A 16,237-nucleotide genomic window follows, 5' to 3' on the forward strand; every position below is an offset into this window, starting at 1 on the left:
AGAAACCCCAGTGTCCGACGTGGCACTGGGGTTTTTCATATATAAAACTATCATAGACCTAACACTACTTAGCGAACATGACACATAAAAAGACCACCGAACTCGATACGTTCGATGGTCAATTAATACTTATCTTAAGGCGAATATCACTAATAAAATATATATAACCGTAGCCATTATTGTCATGAGATTAAGAATGGTTACACCTTTACGGTCGCCTTTATGATTTTTAAATGCTGTAATTTCTACATTACCAATGAGTAATAAGAGCACAAGTCCAATCCATAGTGCACTCATGCTAAATTGGATTAAAGTCAATACGACAGTAATGAGTAACAAGATGCTCATGATAATGCGTAATATATCAGTAATCTTTTTATTCATTCTAAATATCGTTAGATAACTAACAATGAGATACAACAACGGCAAAATAATAAGATATAACTGCATGATATGACGTCCTTTCTAATCTCTTCTCATGTTAGCACGTGACATTCAAACTTCATAGTTCATTTTAGCTTTCTTTTTGACGTATTTTTGAACGTACATCCGCAATTTCTTGTTCTAAAGCTTCAAGTTGACGTACAAGCGGATCGATATCTTGATTTACAGATTCTCTTTTCTCAAGGTCATTCTGTAAACGTACATAATCCATTTTAAGTTCTTCCATTTGTGAATGTAAATCCATTTTGAAACCACCTTGTTTTCATTTTCAACGATCAATCATATTCAAATCGCACAAATTAATTGTAACATTAACCGAAGAGCTATGTTAAAGCTCGTCTTCAAGGTCACTCGACATGAGTTTAAACTTCTTAAATGCCTTATCAATATAAAAACCAAGTTCATTAAAGCGTTCTACAAGTCGATAATTCTTACTGCGAATTTTAAAATATACATGCTGAATATCGTACTCATTTAGCGATACATGAATCGCGTGGCGTATTAAATCAAATGCGATACCTTTTAAACGATAATCAGAGTGAGACGAGAAATATTTAATCTGCGCATTGTGCGTCTCTTCATCTATTACAAGATAGAGGTAACCTTTTACCAAACCTTCTGACATGTACATATATAACTTATGATGTTCATCTAATGACGCCAATATCTCATCCGTCGTCATATCATCTGGTGAGAACGTTTTCTTGTGCAATTGATTAAAATGTTTATAATAAGCCTTTTTATAGTCAACAATCAAATGCTGGTTGTCTGAGGCATCAACATCCTTATTCGCATATAAATAATAATCCGTAAACACATAAGATGCGCCGATACCTTTCATGAGTAGCTTAATCCATTGATTTTCCTTTTCATAAGCAAAGTAATACACCGTTTCATTACTAAATTGCGCGGTCATCTCTTTGAAAAGCCCTTTAAATGTATCTTGGTCTAATGTATAACCATCCTTTAATATCGGACCAATCACTTTGAAATGGTCTTCTCGATAAGGTATTAACACCATCATCATTTGAATATCGCCTTCTGATGTATGGGCGTACAAATCGATTTCTTTAGATAATACTTGGATAAATGTTTTTAAACTTTCTTTATCTTCTGGGAGTTTATTTGTATAAGATTGATGCGCTACCTTTTCACGATGGATAAAGTCAACAACTTGATCAATATCTGTAACTTGAGTAATCGTCATAATTGCCCCCTTAACAAGTCTCATTTACTACATTATAAGTATTTTTCTAGGGAAATGAAAGCATCAGTCCTAGATAACGTGTTACAATATGAAAGTTATAAAATTTCGTAAAGCAATCATTTATAAGGAGGAGTGCCATATGAAATCTTTAATTCTCGCGGAAAAGCCCTCTGTAGGTAAAGATATCGCTAAGGCATTAAACGCGCGTCAAGAGAAGGGTGGTTATATCGAGAACCAACAGTACATTATTACATGGGCGTTTGGACACTTAGTAACGAACGCTGACCCTGAGCACTATGATAAGCGCTATCAGAAATGGGCGTTAAATGATCTACCTATATTGCCTAAATACATGAAGTCGATTTTAATTCCGAAATCTAAGAAGCAATTTTATACGATTAAGAATTTGATGCATCGTAAAGATGTTAAAGAAATTATTATAGCGACTGACGCTGGTCGTGAAGGTGAGTTAGTCGCGCGTTTGATTATTGACAAAGCAGGCGTTAAGAAGCCTATTAAACGCTTTTGGGTAAGTTCTGTTACACCTAAAGCGATTAAACAAGGATTTAAACAGCTCAAAGATGGACGTCAATATCAATCACTATATGCTTCCGCCCTTGCAAGAAGTGAAGCAGACTGGATCGTAGGCATAAATGCGACAAGAGCGTTAACTACTAAGTTTGGTGCGCAACTATCTTTAGGACGTGTTCAAACACCAACCATTCAGTTAGTAAAGATGCGCCAAGATGAAATCAAACATTTTGAAAAGCGTCATTACTATACACTCTCAACTCAGGTTAATCATCAAACCTTTGAATATGACATGCAGAAACGCTGCTTTGATAAAACGAAACTTGAGTCACTTGTTGAAGGTTTAAAAGGTCAAACAGGTACGATAGAACGCGTGACTCAGAAACAAAAGAAAACATATCCTCAAGCGTTATTTAGTTTAACGGATTTACAACAAGCGGCTTATGCAAGATATAAAATGGGTGCTAAAGAAACGTTGAACACACTTCAAACGCTATATGAACGTCATAAGCTTGTGACGTATCCGAGAACGGATTCCAATTATCTTACGCGTGATATGAAGGACGCGCTTAAAGAACGTGTAGAGGCTTTATATGCGACAGAGTTAAAAGATATTGCTAAACAACGTGCGCGTACTGATTTTAATGGAGACTTTAAATGTATCAACGATAACAAGGTTTCCGATCACCATGCCATTGTACCTACAGAAATTAGACCTGATATGAACGTATTATCACCACGTGAAACTAAAGTTTATATGCTCATTGCGACACGTTTTCTTGAAGTGCTTTTAAAACCGTATATATATGAAGAAACTGAAATGACGTTGAAAGTTGGTCAAGAGACGTTTAAATTTAAAGATCAAATTCCTGTTGAATTAGGATTCAAGGCTATTCACAACGAAAATTTAGGAAAGGGCTTTTCAAAGGGGGGCATTAAAGAGGGCGATACGTTTAAAATTGATACGTTACAGATTCAACAACATGAAACAACGCCGCCACCATACTTTAATGAAGGAACGCTGCTTAAAGCGATGGAAAATCCTCAGAAGTTCTTTGACTTGAAGGATAAGAGTCATGCGAAAGTGTTGAAGGAAACGGGCGGTATTGGAACGGTTGCGACGCGTGCGGATATTATTGATAAGTTGTTCAATATGCATGCGATAGAGGATCGAAGCGGCCGCATTTATGTTACGCAAAAGGGTAGACAAATATTAGATTTAGCTCCGCATCAATTAACGTCTCCGGTACTCACTGCAACTTGGGAAGATAAACTTGTACAGATTGAAAAGGGCAAGCTGAAAAAAGATGTCTTTATGAAAGAAATGACGTCGTTTACGAAGCAAATTGTGAGTGAGATTAAGCAAAGTGATGCAACGTACAAGCATGATAATTTAACGACAACTGAATGTCCGACTTGTGGTAAGTTTATGATTAAGATTAAGACGAAGAACGGACAAGCTCTTGTGTGCCAAGACCCTTCTTGTAAGACGAAGAAGAACGTTCAGCAAAAGACAAATGCGAGATGTCCAAATTGTAAGAAGAAGTTAACGCGATTTGGTAAGGGATCGAGCGCTACTTATCGATGTGTATGTGGATTTAGTGAAACGCAAGAGAAGATGAATCAACGTCTGAAACGTAAAGGTAAGGATAAGGTTCAAAAGAAAGATATGCGTAAGTATATGAAGGAAGAAAAGCTTGAGAATAACCCGTTTAAAGATGCGCTTAAGGGATTAGATTTATAAGAAATTTAATTACGGTTATTGCCAAACGTCTCATTTGGTTATAGAATAACTAGGTATTTTAATAAAAAGGAGCGTTAATTTTGAAACGATACTTCCACTTTGATGAGCATGGTACGAACTTCAAACGTGAGATTTTAGGTGGGTTAACCACTTTCCTTTCGATGGCGTACATATTAGCAGTCAATCCACAGGTTTTAAGTTTAGCAGGTATTAAAGACATTCCAGATAGTATGAGAATGGATCAAGGCGCGATATTCGTAGCGACAGCTTTAGCGGCATTTATCGGCTGTATGTTTATGGGGTTATTTGCGAATTATCCTATCGCTTTAGCGCCTGGTATGGGACTCAATGCATTCTTCGCTTTTACAGTTGTACTTACAATGGGTATCCCATGGCAAACGGGTTTAACAGGCGTTCTTTGTTCCGGTATTATATTCGCGATACTCACCGTCACTGGCTTAAGGGAGACCATTATAAATGCGATTCCTTTTGAAATGAAAATGGCGGTAACCGCCGGGATAGGTTTATTTATCACTTTCGTAGGTTTACAAGGTGCAGGCATTATCGTTAAACAAGATGCTACATTAGTAACACTAGGGCATTTAACGAGTGGCCAAGTTCTACTAGCAATCTTTGGTATCACAATTACCGTTGTGTTATATGCACGTAAAATACCAGGTGCGATATTCCTTGGTATGAGTGCTACCGCTATTTTAGGGTTATTAACAGGACTTATTGAAGCACCTTCAGGTATTGTCGGTAAAATTCCGAGTATTGAGCCTACTTTCGGTGCTGCATTTGAAACATTTGGCGATCCAAGTCAATTATTTTCTATTAAGTTCTTAGTTGTCATCTTAACGTTCTTATTTATCGACTTCTTCGATACTGCAGGTACGATCGTAGCGGTCGCAACACAAGCAAATATTATGAAAGATAATAAGTTACCTCGTGCAGGTCGTGCATTATTCTCAGATTCAATTGCTACAATTATTGGTTCTATTATAGGTACGACAACAACAACGTCTTACATCGAATCAACTTCAGGTGTTGCAGTAGGTGCGCGTACAGGTTTTGCGAGTGTGATAACAGGGTTATGTTTCTTACTTGCTTTATTCTTCAGTCCACTAATGAGTATTGTTACAAGTGCTGTTACAGCGCCAGCGCTTGTTGTAGTAGGTGTACTAATGGCAGGTAACTTATCAGAAATCAATTGGAGAAAATTTGAAATTGCAGTACCGGCATTTGTAACGATTATTATGATGCCATTATCATACTCAATTGCTACAGGTATTGCGTGTGGCTTTATTTTCTATCCGATTACAATGTTAATAACTAAAAGACATAAAGAGATTCATCCTATTATGTATGTTTTAATGCTTCTATTTATCTTATACTTTGTCTTTGTACATGGTTAATTCTAATAGAAGAAACAGGTTGAGGGAAAAATTACCCTCGACCTGTTTTTTTATACTTTCAACGTGTATATAATTAATGTGTAAAGTTTATGCGTGTTACAAGTGTATTAAAAATCATCAAAAAGTAGAAAAAATCACTAGTTAAGGTTGAACTCTAATTTAATTTAAAGTACAATGATGTGGTATGTGTTAGACAAGATATAAAAGTTTGATGAACCACTTGCATAATGCAATGAATTCATGTAACATGTCTAATGTTGGACTTTAATTAGCGATGAAGCGAAAGGTTACTGACACACCCGGCCGCTTTGCCATGGCGTTGTGTAAGATAGTTTTCGTGGAGAAGTCTATCACTTAAATAGTAGACGAATAAGGAGGGAAAATTATGGCAAAACAAAAAATCCGTATCAGATTAAAAGCTTATGATCACCGTGTAATCGATCAATCAGCAGAAAAGATTGTTGAAACAGCAAAACGTTCAGGAGCAGATGTTTCTGGTCCAATCCCATTACCAACTGAAAAATCAGTTTACACAATCATTCGTGCGGTTCATAAGTACAAAGATTCACGTGAACAATTCGAACAACGTACTCATAAACGTTTAATCGATATTGTTAACCCAACACCAAAAACAGTTGATGCTCTTATGGGCTTAAACTTACCATCTGGTGTAGACATCGAAATCAAATTATAATAAAGAATTTTAGGAGGTGGACTTTCGATGACCAAAGGAATCTTAGGAAGAAAAATCGGGATGACACAAGTTTTCGGAGAAAACGGTGACTTAATCCCTGTAACAGTAGTAGAAGCAAAAGAGAACGTAGTATTACAAAAGAAAACTGAAGAAATCGACGGATACAATGCAATCCAAATCGGTTTTGAAGACAAACAAGCATACAAAAAAGATAGCAAATCTAATAAATATGCGAATAAACCAGCTGAAGGTCACGCTAAAAAAGCTGAATCAGCACCTAAGCGCTTCATTCGTGAATTCAGAAACATTAACGTTGATGAATACGAAGTAGGTCAAGAAGTCTCAGTAGATACATTTGAAGCAGGAGACGTTATTGATGTAACAGGCGTTTCTAAAGGTAAAGGTTTCCAAGGTGCAATCAAGCGTCATAACCAAGGTCGTGGACCAATGGCTCACGGTTCTCATTTCCATAGATCACCAGGTTCTGTAGGTATGGCAGCTGACCCAGCTAAAGTATTCAAAGGACAAAAATTACCAGGCCGTATGGGTGGTAATACAGTAACTGTTCAAAACTTAGAAGTTGTATCAGTAGACGCTGAAAATAAAGTTATCCTTGTTAAAGGTAACGTACCAGGACCTAAAAAAGGTTTAGTAGAAATCAAAACTTCAATCAAAAAAGGTAATCAATAATTACGAGGCGAAAGGAGGAAAACATAATGGCAAATTATGATGTATTAAAAGTAGATGGTTCTAAAGCAGGTTCTGTTGAATTAAACGATGCAGTATTTGCAATTGAACCAAACGAAAGTGTGCTTTTCGAAGCAATTAACTTACAACGCGCTTCTTTACGCCAAGGTACGCACTCAGTTAAAAACCGTTCTGCAGTACGTGGTGGCGGAAAGAAACCATGGAGACAAAAAGGTACAGGACGTGCACGTCAAGGTACAATCCGTGCGCCACAATGGCGTGGTGGTGGTATCGTATTCGGTCCAACACCAAGAAGCTATGCGTACAAAATGCCTAAGAAAATGCGTCGTTTAGCATTACGTTCTGCATTATCTTTCAAAGTACAAGAAAATGAATTCAAAATTGTTGATGGCTTTAACTTAGAAGCACCTAAAACAAAAGAATTCAAAACAACTTTAACTAACTTAGACTTAAACAAGAAAGTATTAGTTGTTACAGAAGCAGAAGATGTAAACGTTGAATTATCAGCACGTAACATCCAAGGCGTTCAAATCACAACTCCAGAAGGTTTAAACGTATTAGATATCACAAGTGCTGACAGTGTTTTAATCACTGAATCAGCTGCGAAAAAAGTTGAGGAGGTGCTCGGATAATGGAAGCAAGAGACGTTCTTAAGCGCCCCGTAATTACTGAGAAATCATCAGAAGCAATGGCAGAGGATAAATACACATTTGATGTTGATACTCGTGCTAACAAGACACAAGTTAAAATCGCTGTTGAAGAAATCTTCGATGTAAAAGTTGATAGCGTAAACATCATCAACTATAAACCTAAGAAAAAACGTATGGGCCGTTACCAAGGCTATACAAACAAAAGACGTAAAGCAATCGTGAAATTAAAAGAAGGATCAATCGATCTATTTAACTAATAAATATACCAATAAGGAGGTAAGCGACAATGGCTCTTAAAAAATATAAGCCAATAACTAATGGTCGTCGTAATATGACTACATTAGACTTTGCTGAAATTACTTCTACAAAGCCTGAAAAGTCATTATTACAACCGCTACCGAAAAGAGCGGGACGTAACAACCAAGGTAAATTAACAGTACGCCATCACGGCGGCGGTCACAAACGTAAATATCGTGTGATCGACTTCAAACGTAACAAAGACGGAATCACTGCAAAAGTTGAATCAATTCAATACGATCCAAACCGTTCAGCTAATATTGCATTATTAGTATACGCAGATGGTGAGAAACGTTATATCATCGCGCCTAAAAACTTAGAAGTAGGACAAGAAATCCAAAACGGTACTGAAGCAGATATCAAAGTAGGTAACGCATTACCACTTTCTAACATCCCAGTAGGTACAGTAATCCACAATATCGAATTAAAACCAGGTAAAGGTGGACAATTAGCACGTTCAGCAGGTGCAAGCGCACAAGTACTTGGTAAAGAAGGTAAATACGTATTAGTAAGACTTCGTTCTGGTGAAGTACGTATGATTCTTTCAGCTTGCCGTGCTACAATCGGTCAAGTTGGTAACATTCAACATGAACTTGTTAACGTTGGTAAAGCCGGCCGTTCTAGATGGTTAGGTAAACGTCCTACAGTTCGTGGTTCTGTAATGAACCCTAACGATCACCCACACGGTGGTGGTGAAGGTAGAGCTCCAATCGGTCTTCCATCACCAATGTCACCATGGGGTAAACCAACTCTTGGTAAGAAAACTCGTCGTGGTAAGAAATCATCAGATAAACTTATCGTACGTAGACGTAAACGTAAATAATAAAAACTTATTAATGTGTGCGGCTTAGCGGCTGCACGCACCAAATAAGAAGGGAGGCGCCACAATGGCTCGTAGTATTAAAAAGGGACCTTTCGTCGATGCGCATTTAATGAACAAAGTAGAAGCGCAAGAAGGTAATGAAAAGAAACAAGTAATCAAAACATGGTCACGTCGTTCAACTATTTTCCCTAACTTTATTGGGCACACATTCGCTGTGTATGATGGACGTAAACATGTACCTGTTTATGTAACTGAGGATATGGTTGGTCACAAATTAGGTGAATTCGCTCCAACTCGTACATTCAAAGGACATGCAGCTGACGACAAAAAAACTAGAAGATAATTTCTAATCAGAAGAGGAGGAAATTCAAATGGAAGCAAAAGCGGTTGCTAGAACAATAAGAATCGCACCTCGTAAAGTTCGATTAGTATTAGACCTAATCAGAGGTAAAAAAGCAGGCGAAGCGATGGCTATTTTAAAATTAACTAACAAAGCGTCATCACCTGTAGTAGAAAAATTATTAATGTCCGCTTTAGCTAACGCTGAACACAACTATGGTATGAATACTGATGAATTAGTTGTTAAAGAAGCTTATGCTAACGAAGGACCAACATTAAAACGTTTCCGCCCACGTGCTCAAGGTAGCGCAAGCGCAATCAATAAACGTACTAGTCACATTACTTTAGTAGTAAGTGATGGTAACGAAGAAGCTAAAGAAGCTTAATAAATATTTAAGGAGGGAATACAGTGGGTCAAAAAATTAATCCTATCGGACTTCGTGTCGGAGTTATCCGTGATTGGGAAGCTAAATGGTATGCAGAAAAAGACTTCTCAGTACACTTACACGAAGATTTAAAAATCCGTAAATTCATTGATAACGCATTAAAAGACGCAGCAGTATCTCATGTTGAAATCGAACGTGCTGCTAACCGTATTAACATCGCTATTCACACTGGTAAGCCAGGTATGGTGATCGGTAAAGGCGGTTCAGAAATCGAAAAATTACGTAACAAATTAAATTCATTAACTAACAAACGTGTTCACATCAACGTTGTTGAAATCAAAAAAGTTGATTTAAACGCGCGCTTAGTTGCTAAAAACATCGCACGCCAATTAGAAAACCGTGCTTCATTCCGTCGTGTTCAAAAACAAGCAATCGGTAGAGCAATGAAGTTAGGCGCTAAAGGTGTTAAAACTCAAGTATCAGGTCGTTTAGGCGGAGCTGACATCGCTCGTGCTGAACGTTATTCAGAAGGAACTGTTCCACTTCATACACTTCGTGCTGACATCGATTATGCACATGCTGAAGCAGATACAACTTACGGTAAGTTAGGTATCAAAGTATGGATTTATCGTGGAGAAGTTCTTCCTACTAAGACTACTAGTGAAGGAGGAAAATAATAATGTTATTACCAAAACGTGTTAAATATCGTCGTCAACATCGTCCGGACACTACTGGTCGTTCAAAAGGCGGTAACTATGTAGCATTTGGTGAGTATGGTTTACAATCAACAACAACATCATGGATCACATCTCGTCAAATCGAATCAGCTCGTATTGCAATGACGCGTTACATGAAACGTGGCGGGAAAGTATGGATCAAAATTTTCCCTCATACACCTTACACTCAAAAACCTTTAGAAGTACGTATGGGTGCTGGTAAAGGTTCAGTAGAAGGTTGGATTGCAGTAGTAAAACCAGGCAGAATCTTATTTGAAGTTGCCGGTGTAGATGAAGAAGTAGCTCGTGAAGCATTACGTTTAGCAAGTCACAAACTTCCAGTTAAAACGAAGTTTGTAAAACGTGAAGAATTGGGTGGTGAAACAAATGAAAGCTAAGGAAATTAGAGACTTAACCACTTCAGAAATCGAAGAACAAATCAAATCTTCCAAAGAAGAACTTTTTAACCTACGCTTTCAGTTAGCTACAGGTCAATTAGAGGAAACTGCACGTATACGTACAGTTAAGAAAACTATCGCACGTCTAAAAACTGTCGCTCGTGAAAGAGAACTTAATGAAAGTAAGGCCAATCAATAATTAATTGAAAGAGGAGGTTACTAAAGTGACTGAAAGAAACGATCGTAAAGTATATATCGGTAGAGTAGTTTCAGATAAAATGGACAAAACTGTTACTGTTTTAGTTGAAACATACAAGACTCATAAGTTATATGGTAAACGCGTAAAATACTCTAAAAAATACAAAACACATGATGAAAACAATTCAGCTAAATTAGGCGATATCGTTAAGATTCAAGAAACTCGTCCTTTATCTGCAACAAAACGTTTTCGTTTAGTAGAAATTGTTGAAGAATCAGTAATTATTTAATCACTTAAAAGATAAGGGAGGTTTAACTTATGATCCAACAAGAAACACGTTTAAAAGTAGCAGACAACTCTGGTGCACGTGAAGTACTTACTATTAAAGTACTAGGTGGATCTGGTCGTAAAACAGCTAACATCGGCGACGTAATTGTATGTTCAGTTAAAAATGCAACACCAGGTGGCGTTGTTAAAAAAGGCGAAGTTGTTAAAGCTGTTGTTGTTCGTACGAAATCAGGCGTACGTCGTAAAGACGGATCTTATATTAAATTTGATGAAAATGCATGTGTAATCATTCGTGATGACAAAGGTCCACGTGGTACTCGTATCTTTGGACCAGTTGCGCGTGAGTTACGTGAAGGTAACTACATGAAGATTATCTCATTAGCACCAGAAGTACTATAATTTAAATAAACATTTACATTTTAAGGAGGTGCCCACATGCATATCAAAAAAGGTGACAACGTAAAAGTTATCGCAGGTAAAGACAAAGGTAAATCAGGTAAAGTCGTAGCAACTGAACCTAAAAATGACCGTGTCGTTGTGGAAGGTGTTAACGTTATCAAAAAACACCAAAAACCAACTCAATTAAATCCAGAAGGTGGAATCTTAGAAACAGAAGCAGCAATTCATGTTTCTAACGTACAATTATTAGACCCTAAAACAAATGAACCTACACGTGTTGGTTATAAATTTGTTGATGGTAAAAAAGTTCGTATCGCTAAAAAATCAGGCGAAGAAATCAAATCTAATAATAAATAATTAGCTGAAAGGAGGATCCACTTTGAACCGTTTAAAAGAAAAATTCAACTCTGAAATTACTCAGAACTTAGTTAAAACGTTTGATTACAGTTCTGTAATGCAAGTACCAAAAATTGAAAAAATCGTTGTAAACATGGGTGTTGGTGATGCAGTTCAAAACTCTAAAGCGTTAGATATCGCTGTTGAAGAGTTAGAAGCAATCACTGGTCAAAAACCTTTAGTTACAAAAGCGAAGAAATCAGTTGCGACATTCCGTTTACGTGAAGGTATGCCAATCGGTGCAAAAGTAACACTTCGCGGCGAAAGAATGTATGAATTCTTCGATAAATTAATCTCAGCATCATTACCACGTGTACGTGACTTCCAAGGTGTTTCTAAGAAAGCATTCGACGGTCGCGGTAACTACACATTAGGTATCAAAGAACAATTAATTTTCCCTGAAATTGACTACGATAAAGTAAGTAAAGTACGCGGAATGGATATCGTTATCGTAACAACTGCTAACACTGACGAGGAAGCTCGTGAATTGTTAACACAATTCGGTATGCCATTTCAAAAATAATCTCTAAAAGGAGGCTAATTAAGTGGCTAAAAAATCAATGGTTGCTAAGCAACAACGTAAACAAAAGTTCCAAGTTCGTGAGTATACGCGTTGTGAACGTTGCGGACGTCCACACTCTGTATATCGTAAATTCAAGCTTTGCCGTATTTGTTTCCGTGAATTAGCTTATAAAGGGCAAATTCCTGGCGTACGTAAAGCAAGCTGGTAATATATTAAAGGTTTGAAAGGAGGCAACAAATTATGACAATGTCAGATCCAATCGCAGATATGTTAACTCGCGTGAGAAACGCTAACATGGTTCGCCATGACAAATTAGAGTTACCTGCATCAAATATTAAAAAAGAAATCGCTGAAATCCTTAAAAACGAAGGTTTCATCAAAAACGTTGAATTTGTTGAAGACGATAAGCAAGGTGTAATTCGTTTATTCCTTAAATATGGTCAAAACAATGAACGTGTAATCACAGGCTTAAAACGTATTTCAAAACCAGGTTTACGTGTATATGCTAAAGCTGACGAAGTACCAAAAGTACTTAACGGTTTAGGTATTGCATTAGTTTCTACTTCTGAAGGTGTATTAACTGATAAAGAAGCAAGAAAACGTAACATTGGTGGCGAAGTAATCGCATACATTTGGTAATAATTAGAAAATAAGGAGGTGCCATTTCATGAGCCGTGTCGGTAAGAAAATTATTGAAATTCCAAGTGACGTTACAGTAACTATCGATAAAAACGTTGTGACTGTTAAAGGTCCTAAAGGTGAATTAACAAAAGAACTTAGTCCAGAAATGACTTATAAACAAGAAGAAAACACATTAGAAGTTGTAAGACCATCAGATTCTATTAAAGATAGAACTAACCATGGTACAACTCGTGCGTTAATTAACAATATGGTACAAGGTGTTTCAAAAGGTTTTGAAAAAACACTTGAACTTGTTGGTGTAGGTTACCGTGCTCAAATGCAAGGTACTAACCTTGTATTAAACGTTGGTTACTCTCACCCAGTAGAAGTTAAAGCTGAAGACGGTATTAGCTTCGAAGTTGAGAAAAACACGACAGTTAAAGTAGCTGGTGTGTCTAAGGAACAAGTTGGTGCTACTGCATCTCGTATCCGTGATATCAGACCACCTGAACCTTACAAAGGTAAAGGTATCCGTTACCAAGGCGAATATGTTCGTCGTAAAGAAGGTAAAACTGGTAAATAATAAATAACTTTCTAAAGAAAGGAGTATGGACATGATCAGCAAAATTGATAAGAATAAAGTGCGTTTAAAAAGACATGCTCGTGTTCGTTCTAAATTAAACGGAACAGCTGAAAAACCACGTTTAAACGTATACCGTTCAAACAAGCACATCTACGCACAAATTATTGATGACATTAAAGGCGTTACTTTAGTTCAAGCTTCTACACAAGACAAAGACGTAGCAAGTGAATCAGCTACTAAAGTTGAATTAGCTTCTAAAGTTGGCGAAATGGTTGCTAAAAAAGCAACTGAAAAGAATATTACAGAAGTCGTATTCGATCGTGGTGGTTACTTATACCACGGACGTGTTGAAGCATTAGCAAATGCTGCACGCGAAAATGGATTACAATTTTAATTAAAGGAGGGACACTTAAGATGGCTCGCAGAGAAGAACAAAACAAAGAATTCGAAGAACGCGTTGTTACGATTAACCGTGTTGCAAAAGTTGTTAAAGGTGGACGTAGTTTCCGTTTCACTGCACTTGTAGTTGTGGGTGACAAAAATGGTCGTGTAGGTTTCGGTACTGGTAAAGCACAAGAGGTACCAGAAGCGATCAAAAAAGCAGTAGAAGATGCTAAGAAAGAATTAGTTACAGTTCCACGTGTTGAAGGTACAACTCCACACATTATCACTGGACGTTTCGGTTCAGGAAGTGTTTTAATGAAACCAGCAGCGCCTGGTACAGGTGTTATTGCAGGTGGACCAGTTCGTGCCGTACTAGAATTAGCAGGTATCACTGACATTCTAAGTAAATCATTAGGTTCTAATACTCCTATTAATATGGTTCGCGCTACTATTAACGGTTTACAGAACCTTAAAAATGCTGAAGACGTAGCAAAATTACGTGGAAAAACAGTTGAAGAACTATATAATTAAGGAGGGAAAATAAGTTATGGCTAAATTACAAATTACCCTCACTCGTAGCGTAATTGGTCGTCCTGAGACTCAACGCAAAACAGTTGAAGCTTTAGGATTAAAAAAGACGAATTCAACAGTAGTTGTTGAAGATAACCCAGCTATTCGTGGGCAAATCAACAAAGTAAGTCATTTAGTATCAGTTGAAGAAAAATAATTAAGGAGGTGCCGAAATGAAATTACATGAGTTAAAACCAGCTGAAGGATCACGTAAAGTACGTAACCGCGTAGGTCGTGGTGCTGCAACAGGTAACGGTAAAACAAGTGGCCGCGGTCAAAAAGGTCAAAAAGCACGTTCAGGTGGTAAATTAAGACCAGGTTTCGAAGGTGGTCAATTACCATTATTCCGTAGAATCCCTAAACGTGGTTTTACTAACATTAACAGTAAAGAATATGCTATTGTTAACTTAGACCAACTTAACAAGTTTGAAGATGGTACTGAAGTTACACCTGAATTATTAATCGAAACAGGCGTAGTTAAAAATGAAAAATCAGGCGTAAAAGTTTTAGGTAATGGTTCATTAGAAAGAAAATTAACAGTAAAGGCTCATAAATTCTCAGCTTCAGCTAAAGAAGCTATCGAAGCGAAAGGCGGAGCTCACGAGGTGATCTAATGTTTCGAACGCTTGTGAACTTCTTTAAAACTAAAGAAGTTCGTAACAAGATCTTTTTTACTCTCGCAATGTTAGTTATTTTTAAGTTAGGTACTTATATTCCAGCACCTGGTGTCAACCCTGATGCCTTTGATAGTAAACAAGGTTCTCAAGGTGTCACTGATTTAATGAATACATTCGGTGGCGGTGCCTTGAAGAACTTTTCCATTTTTGCAATGGGTATAATGCCTTACATTACAGCATCAATTGTTATGCAGTTACTTCAAATGGATATCGTTCCTAAGTTTAAGGAATGGGCTGAACAAGGTGACGTAGGACGTCGTAAAATTAACAACGTAACACGTTACTTTGCAATCGTACTTGCATTTATACAATCTATAGGTATGTCGTTCCAGTTCAATAACTACCTTAAAGGTCAGTTAATTACAGATAATACAATTTGGAGTTATTTACTCATTGCGATTGTATTAACGACTGGTACTGCATTTTTAATGTGGTTAGGTGAGCAAATTACTCAACATGGTGTTGGTAATGGTATCTCAATCATCATCTTTGCTGGTATTTTATCTACACTACCTGCATCGTTAATTCAATTCTATCAACAGGCCTTCGTAGGTCAGGATGATACGTCTATGGCTTGGTTAAAAGTCCTAGGACTTATCCTTGGTATGATTTTATTAACAATCGGTGCAATTTATGTGTTACAAGCGATTCGTAAAATACCAATTCAATATGCAAAGAAACAAACTGGTCAGCAACGCCTTGGTTCTAATGCAACGTACTTACCATTAAAAGTAAACTCTGCTGGGGTTATTCCAGTCATTTTCGCTATGGCATTCTTCTTGTTACCAAGAACATTAACGATGTTCTTCCCAGATGCAGCATGGGCACAAAAGATTTCAGATTATGCAGATCCATCTCATAATGTCGGAATGATTGTGTATGTGATTCTTATTATTGCTTTCACATATTTCTATGCTTTCGTACAAGTTAATCCAGAGAAAATGGCAGAAAACCTTCAAAAACAAGGCAGTTATGTACCTGGTATTCGTCCAGGAGAGCAAACTAAAAAATATATCACTAAAGTACTTTATCGTTTGACTTTTGTAGGTTCTATCTTCTTAGCAGCGATTTCAATTCTACCAATCTTAGGTACTAAACTTATGAATTTACCTCAATCTTTACAGCTTGGTGGTACAAGTTTACTTATCGTAATTGGTGTTGCAATTGAAACGATGAAGAGCTTAGAAGCTCAAGTAGGTCAAAAAGAATATAAAGGCTTTGGAAGAAGATAATTTAGTAGGAGGG

General features: G+C 37.1%; 27 protein-coding genes. 24 read left to right on the forward strand and 3 right to left on the reverse strand.

From position 1 onward, the window contains the following. Window positions 1-129 precede the first annotated feature (129 nt). From mspA to ACF3N8_RS04745, 3 genes are all read right to left on the reverse strand, one after another. On the reverse strand, window positions 130-450 hold the full coding sequence (gene mspA, locus ACF3N8_RS04735) for a membrane stabilizing protein MspA (protein WP_009382809.1): 321 nt from the start codon (window positions 448-450) through the stop codon (window positions 130-132). A gap of 64 nt (window positions 451-514) precedes the next feature. Next, window positions 515-688, reverse strand: coding sequence for an SE1832 family protein (locus ACF3N8_RS04740; protein WP_009382807.1), 174 nt, complete (start codon window positions 686-688; stop codon window positions 515-517). Window positions 689-772: 84 nt separating this feature from the next. Then, the gene (locus ACF3N8_RS04745) at window positions 773-1,651 is read right to left on the reverse strand and encodes a GNAT family N-acetyltransferase (RefSeq protein WP_009382805.1); all 879 of its coding nucleotides are present in this window, start codon (window positions 1,649-1,651) and stop codon (window positions 773-775) included. Between the two features lie 139 nt (window positions 1,652-1,790). Here ACF3N8_RS04745 and ACF3N8_RS04750 point away from each other — a divergent pair, with 139 nt between their 5' ends. From ACF3N8_RS04750 to secY, 24 genes are all read left to right on the forward strand, one after another. Continuing rightward, window positions 1,791-3,926 carry a DNA topoisomerase III gene (locus ACF3N8_RS04750; RefSeq protein WP_392450338.1) on the forward strand — a complete coding sequence of 712 codons (2,136 nt, stop codon included), beginning with the start codon at window positions 1,791-1,793 and terminating at the stop codon, window positions 3,924-3,926. An 80-nt stretch (window positions 3,927-4,006) separates the two neighbouring features. Further along, the gene (locus ACF3N8_RS04755; RefSeq protein WP_238101690.1) at window positions 4,007-5,341 is read left to right on the forward strand and encodes an NCS2 family permease; all 1,335 of its coding nucleotides are present in this window, start codon (window positions 4,007-4,009) and stop codon (window positions 5,339-5,341) included. 385 nt (window positions 5,342-5,726) lie between these two features. Continuing rightward, a complete protein-coding gene (gene rpsJ / locus ACF3N8_RS04760) occupies window positions 5,727-6,035 on the forward strand; it encodes a 30S ribosomal protein S10 (protein WP_001118667.1) in 309 nt (102 codons plus the stop codon). Window positions 6,036-6,062: 27 nt separating this feature from the next. Then, window positions 6,063-6,725, forward strand: a complete 663-nt coding sequence (gene rplC / locus ACF3N8_RS04765; RefSeq protein ID WP_009382801.1) for a 50S ribosomal protein L3 — start codon at window positions 6,063-6,065, stop codon at window positions 6,723-6,725. A 26-nt stretch (window positions 6,726-6,751) separates the two neighbouring features. Beyond that, complete coding sequence (gene rplD / locus ACF3N8_RS04770; RefSeq protein WP_238094184.1) at window positions 6,752-7,375, forward strand: 50S ribosomal protein L4; 624 nt, start codon at window positions 6,752-6,754, stop codon at window positions 7,373-7,375. Next, window positions 7,375-7,650, forward strand: a complete 276-nt coding sequence (gene rplW, locus ACF3N8_RS04775; protein WP_001829755.1) for a 50S ribosomal protein L23 — start codon at window positions 7,375-7,377, stop codon at window positions 7,648-7,650. Before rplD ends, rplW begins: the two co-directional genes overlap by 1 nt. Window positions 7,651-7,679: 29 nt before the next feature. Next, the gene (rplB, locus tag ACF3N8_RS04780; RefSeq protein WP_009382796.1) at window positions 7,680-8,513 is read left to right on the forward strand and encodes a 50S ribosomal protein L2; all 834 of its coding nucleotides are present in this window, start codon (window positions 7,680-7,682) and stop codon (window positions 8,511-8,513) included. A gap of 64 nt (window positions 8,514-8,577) precedes the next feature. After that, a complete protein-coding gene (gene rpsS / locus ACF3N8_RS04785; RefSeq protein ID WP_009382795.1) occupies window positions 8,578-8,856 on the forward strand; it encodes a 30S ribosomal protein S19 in 279 nt (92 codons plus the stop codon). 28 nt (window positions 8,857-8,884) lie between these two features. After that, window positions 8,885-9,238, forward strand: a complete 354-nt coding sequence (gene rplV / locus ACF3N8_RS04790) for a 50S ribosomal protein L22 (protein WP_009382794.1) — start codon at window positions 8,885-8,887, stop codon at window positions 9,236-9,238. A 23-nt stretch (window positions 9,239-9,261) separates the two neighbouring features. After that, window positions 9,262-9,915 (forward strand): 30S ribosomal protein S3, encoded by a 654-nt coding sequence (gene rpsC / locus ACF3N8_RS04795; protein ID WP_238101689.1) that lies wholly within the window; start codon window positions 9,262-9,264, stop codon window positions 9,913-9,915. 2 nt (window positions 9,916-9,917) lie between these two features. After that, window positions 9,918-10,352, forward strand: a complete 435-nt coding sequence (gene rplP / locus ACF3N8_RS04800) for a 50S ribosomal protein L16 (protein WP_009382791.1) — start codon at window positions 9,918-9,920, stop codon at window positions 10,350-10,352. Further along, the gene (rpmC, locus tag ACF3N8_RS04805) at window positions 10,342-10,551 is read left to right on the forward strand and encodes a 50S ribosomal protein L29 (protein ID WP_009382790.1); all 210 of its coding nucleotides are present in this window, start codon (window positions 10,342-10,344) and stop codon (window positions 10,549-10,551) included. The genes rplP and rpmC overlap by 11 nt, the downstream gene beginning before the upstream one ends. Window positions 10,552-10,576: 25 nt before the next feature. Further along, window positions 10,577-10,840 (forward strand): 30S ribosomal protein S17, encoded by a 264-nt coding sequence (gene rpsQ / locus ACF3N8_RS04810; protein WP_009382788.1) that lies wholly within the window; start codon window positions 10,577-10,579, stop codon window positions 10,838-10,840. 29 nt (window positions 10,841-10,869) lie between these two features. After that, the gene (gene rplN, locus ACF3N8_RS04815) at window positions 10,870-11,238 is read left to right on the forward strand and encodes a 50S ribosomal protein L14 (protein ID WP_009382786.1); all 369 of its coding nucleotides are present in this window, start codon (window positions 10,870-10,872) and stop codon (window positions 11,236-11,238) included. Window positions 11,239-11,274: 36 nt separating this feature from the next. Then, complete coding sequence (gene rplX, locus ACF3N8_RS04820) at window positions 11,275-11,595, forward strand: 50S ribosomal protein L24 (protein WP_009382784.1); 321 nt, start codon at window positions 11,275-11,277, stop codon at window positions 11,593-11,595. Between the two features lie 22 nt (window positions 11,596-11,617). Beyond that, window positions 11,618-12,157: a 50S ribosomal protein L5 gene (gene rplE / locus ACF3N8_RS04825; RefSeq protein ID WP_017176754.1), complete on the forward strand. Its 540-nt coding sequence runs from the start codon at window positions 11,618-11,620 to the stop codon at window positions 12,155-12,157. Window positions 12,158-12,179: 22 nt separating this feature from the next. After that, the gene (locus ACF3N8_RS04830) at window positions 12,180-12,365 is read left to right on the forward strand and encodes a type Z 30S ribosomal protein S14 (protein WP_009382778.1); all 186 of its coding nucleotides are present in this window, start codon (window positions 12,180-12,182) and stop codon (window positions 12,363-12,365) included. A 32-nt stretch (window positions 12,366-12,397) separates the two neighbouring features. Continuing rightward, window positions 12,398-12,796 (forward strand): 30S ribosomal protein S8, encoded by a 399-nt coding sequence (gene rpsH, locus ACF3N8_RS04835; RefSeq protein ID WP_009382776.1) that lies wholly within the window; start codon window positions 12,398-12,400, stop codon window positions 12,794-12,796. Between the two features lie 28 nt (window positions 12,797-12,824). Then, the gene (gene rplF / locus ACF3N8_RS04840; RefSeq protein ID WP_009382774.1) at window positions 12,825-13,361 is read left to right on the forward strand and encodes a 50S ribosomal protein L6; all 537 of its coding nucleotides are present in this window, start codon (window positions 12,825-12,827) and stop codon (window positions 13,359-13,361) included. Window positions 13,362-13,392: 31 nt separating this feature from the next. Next, window positions 13,393-13,755: a 50S ribosomal protein L18 gene (rplR, locus tag ACF3N8_RS04845; RefSeq protein WP_009382772.1), complete on the forward strand. Its 363-nt coding sequence runs from the start codon at window positions 13,393-13,395 to the stop codon at window positions 13,753-13,755. A 20-nt stretch (window positions 13,756-13,775) separates the two neighbouring features. After that, window positions 13,776-14,276 (forward strand): 30S ribosomal protein S5, encoded by a 501-nt coding sequence (gene rpsE / locus ACF3N8_RS04850; RefSeq protein WP_009382770.1) that lies wholly within the window; start codon window positions 13,776-13,778, stop codon window positions 14,274-14,276. A 16-nt stretch (window positions 14,277-14,292) separates the two neighbouring features. Then, window positions 14,293-14,472 carry a 50S ribosomal protein L30 gene (gene rpmD / locus ACF3N8_RS04855; protein WP_009382768.1) on the forward strand — a complete coding sequence of 60 codons (180 nt, stop codon included), beginning with the start codon at window positions 14,293-14,295 and terminating at the stop codon, window positions 14,470-14,472. Window positions 14,473-14,488: 16 nt separating this feature from the next. Beyond that, window positions 14,489-14,929 (forward strand): 50S ribosomal protein L15, encoded by a 441-nt coding sequence (rplO, locus tag ACF3N8_RS04860; RefSeq protein ID WP_009382766.1) that lies wholly within the window; start codon window positions 14,489-14,491, stop codon window positions 14,927-14,929. Further along, window positions 14,929-16,224, forward strand: a complete 1,296-nt coding sequence (gene secY, locus ACF3N8_RS04865; protein WP_238101687.1) for a preprotein translocase subunit SecY — start codon at window positions 14,929-14,931, stop codon at window positions 16,222-16,224. Before rplO ends, secY begins: the two co-directional genes overlap by 1 nt. Window positions 16,225-16,237 lie beyond the last annotated feature (13 nt).

The sequence above is a fragment of the Staphylococcus massiliensis genome, assembly GCF_043186315.1.
Classification (GTDB): domain Bacteria; phylum Bacillota; class Bacilli; order Staphylococcales; family Staphylococcaceae; genus Staphylococcus; species Staphylococcus massiliensis.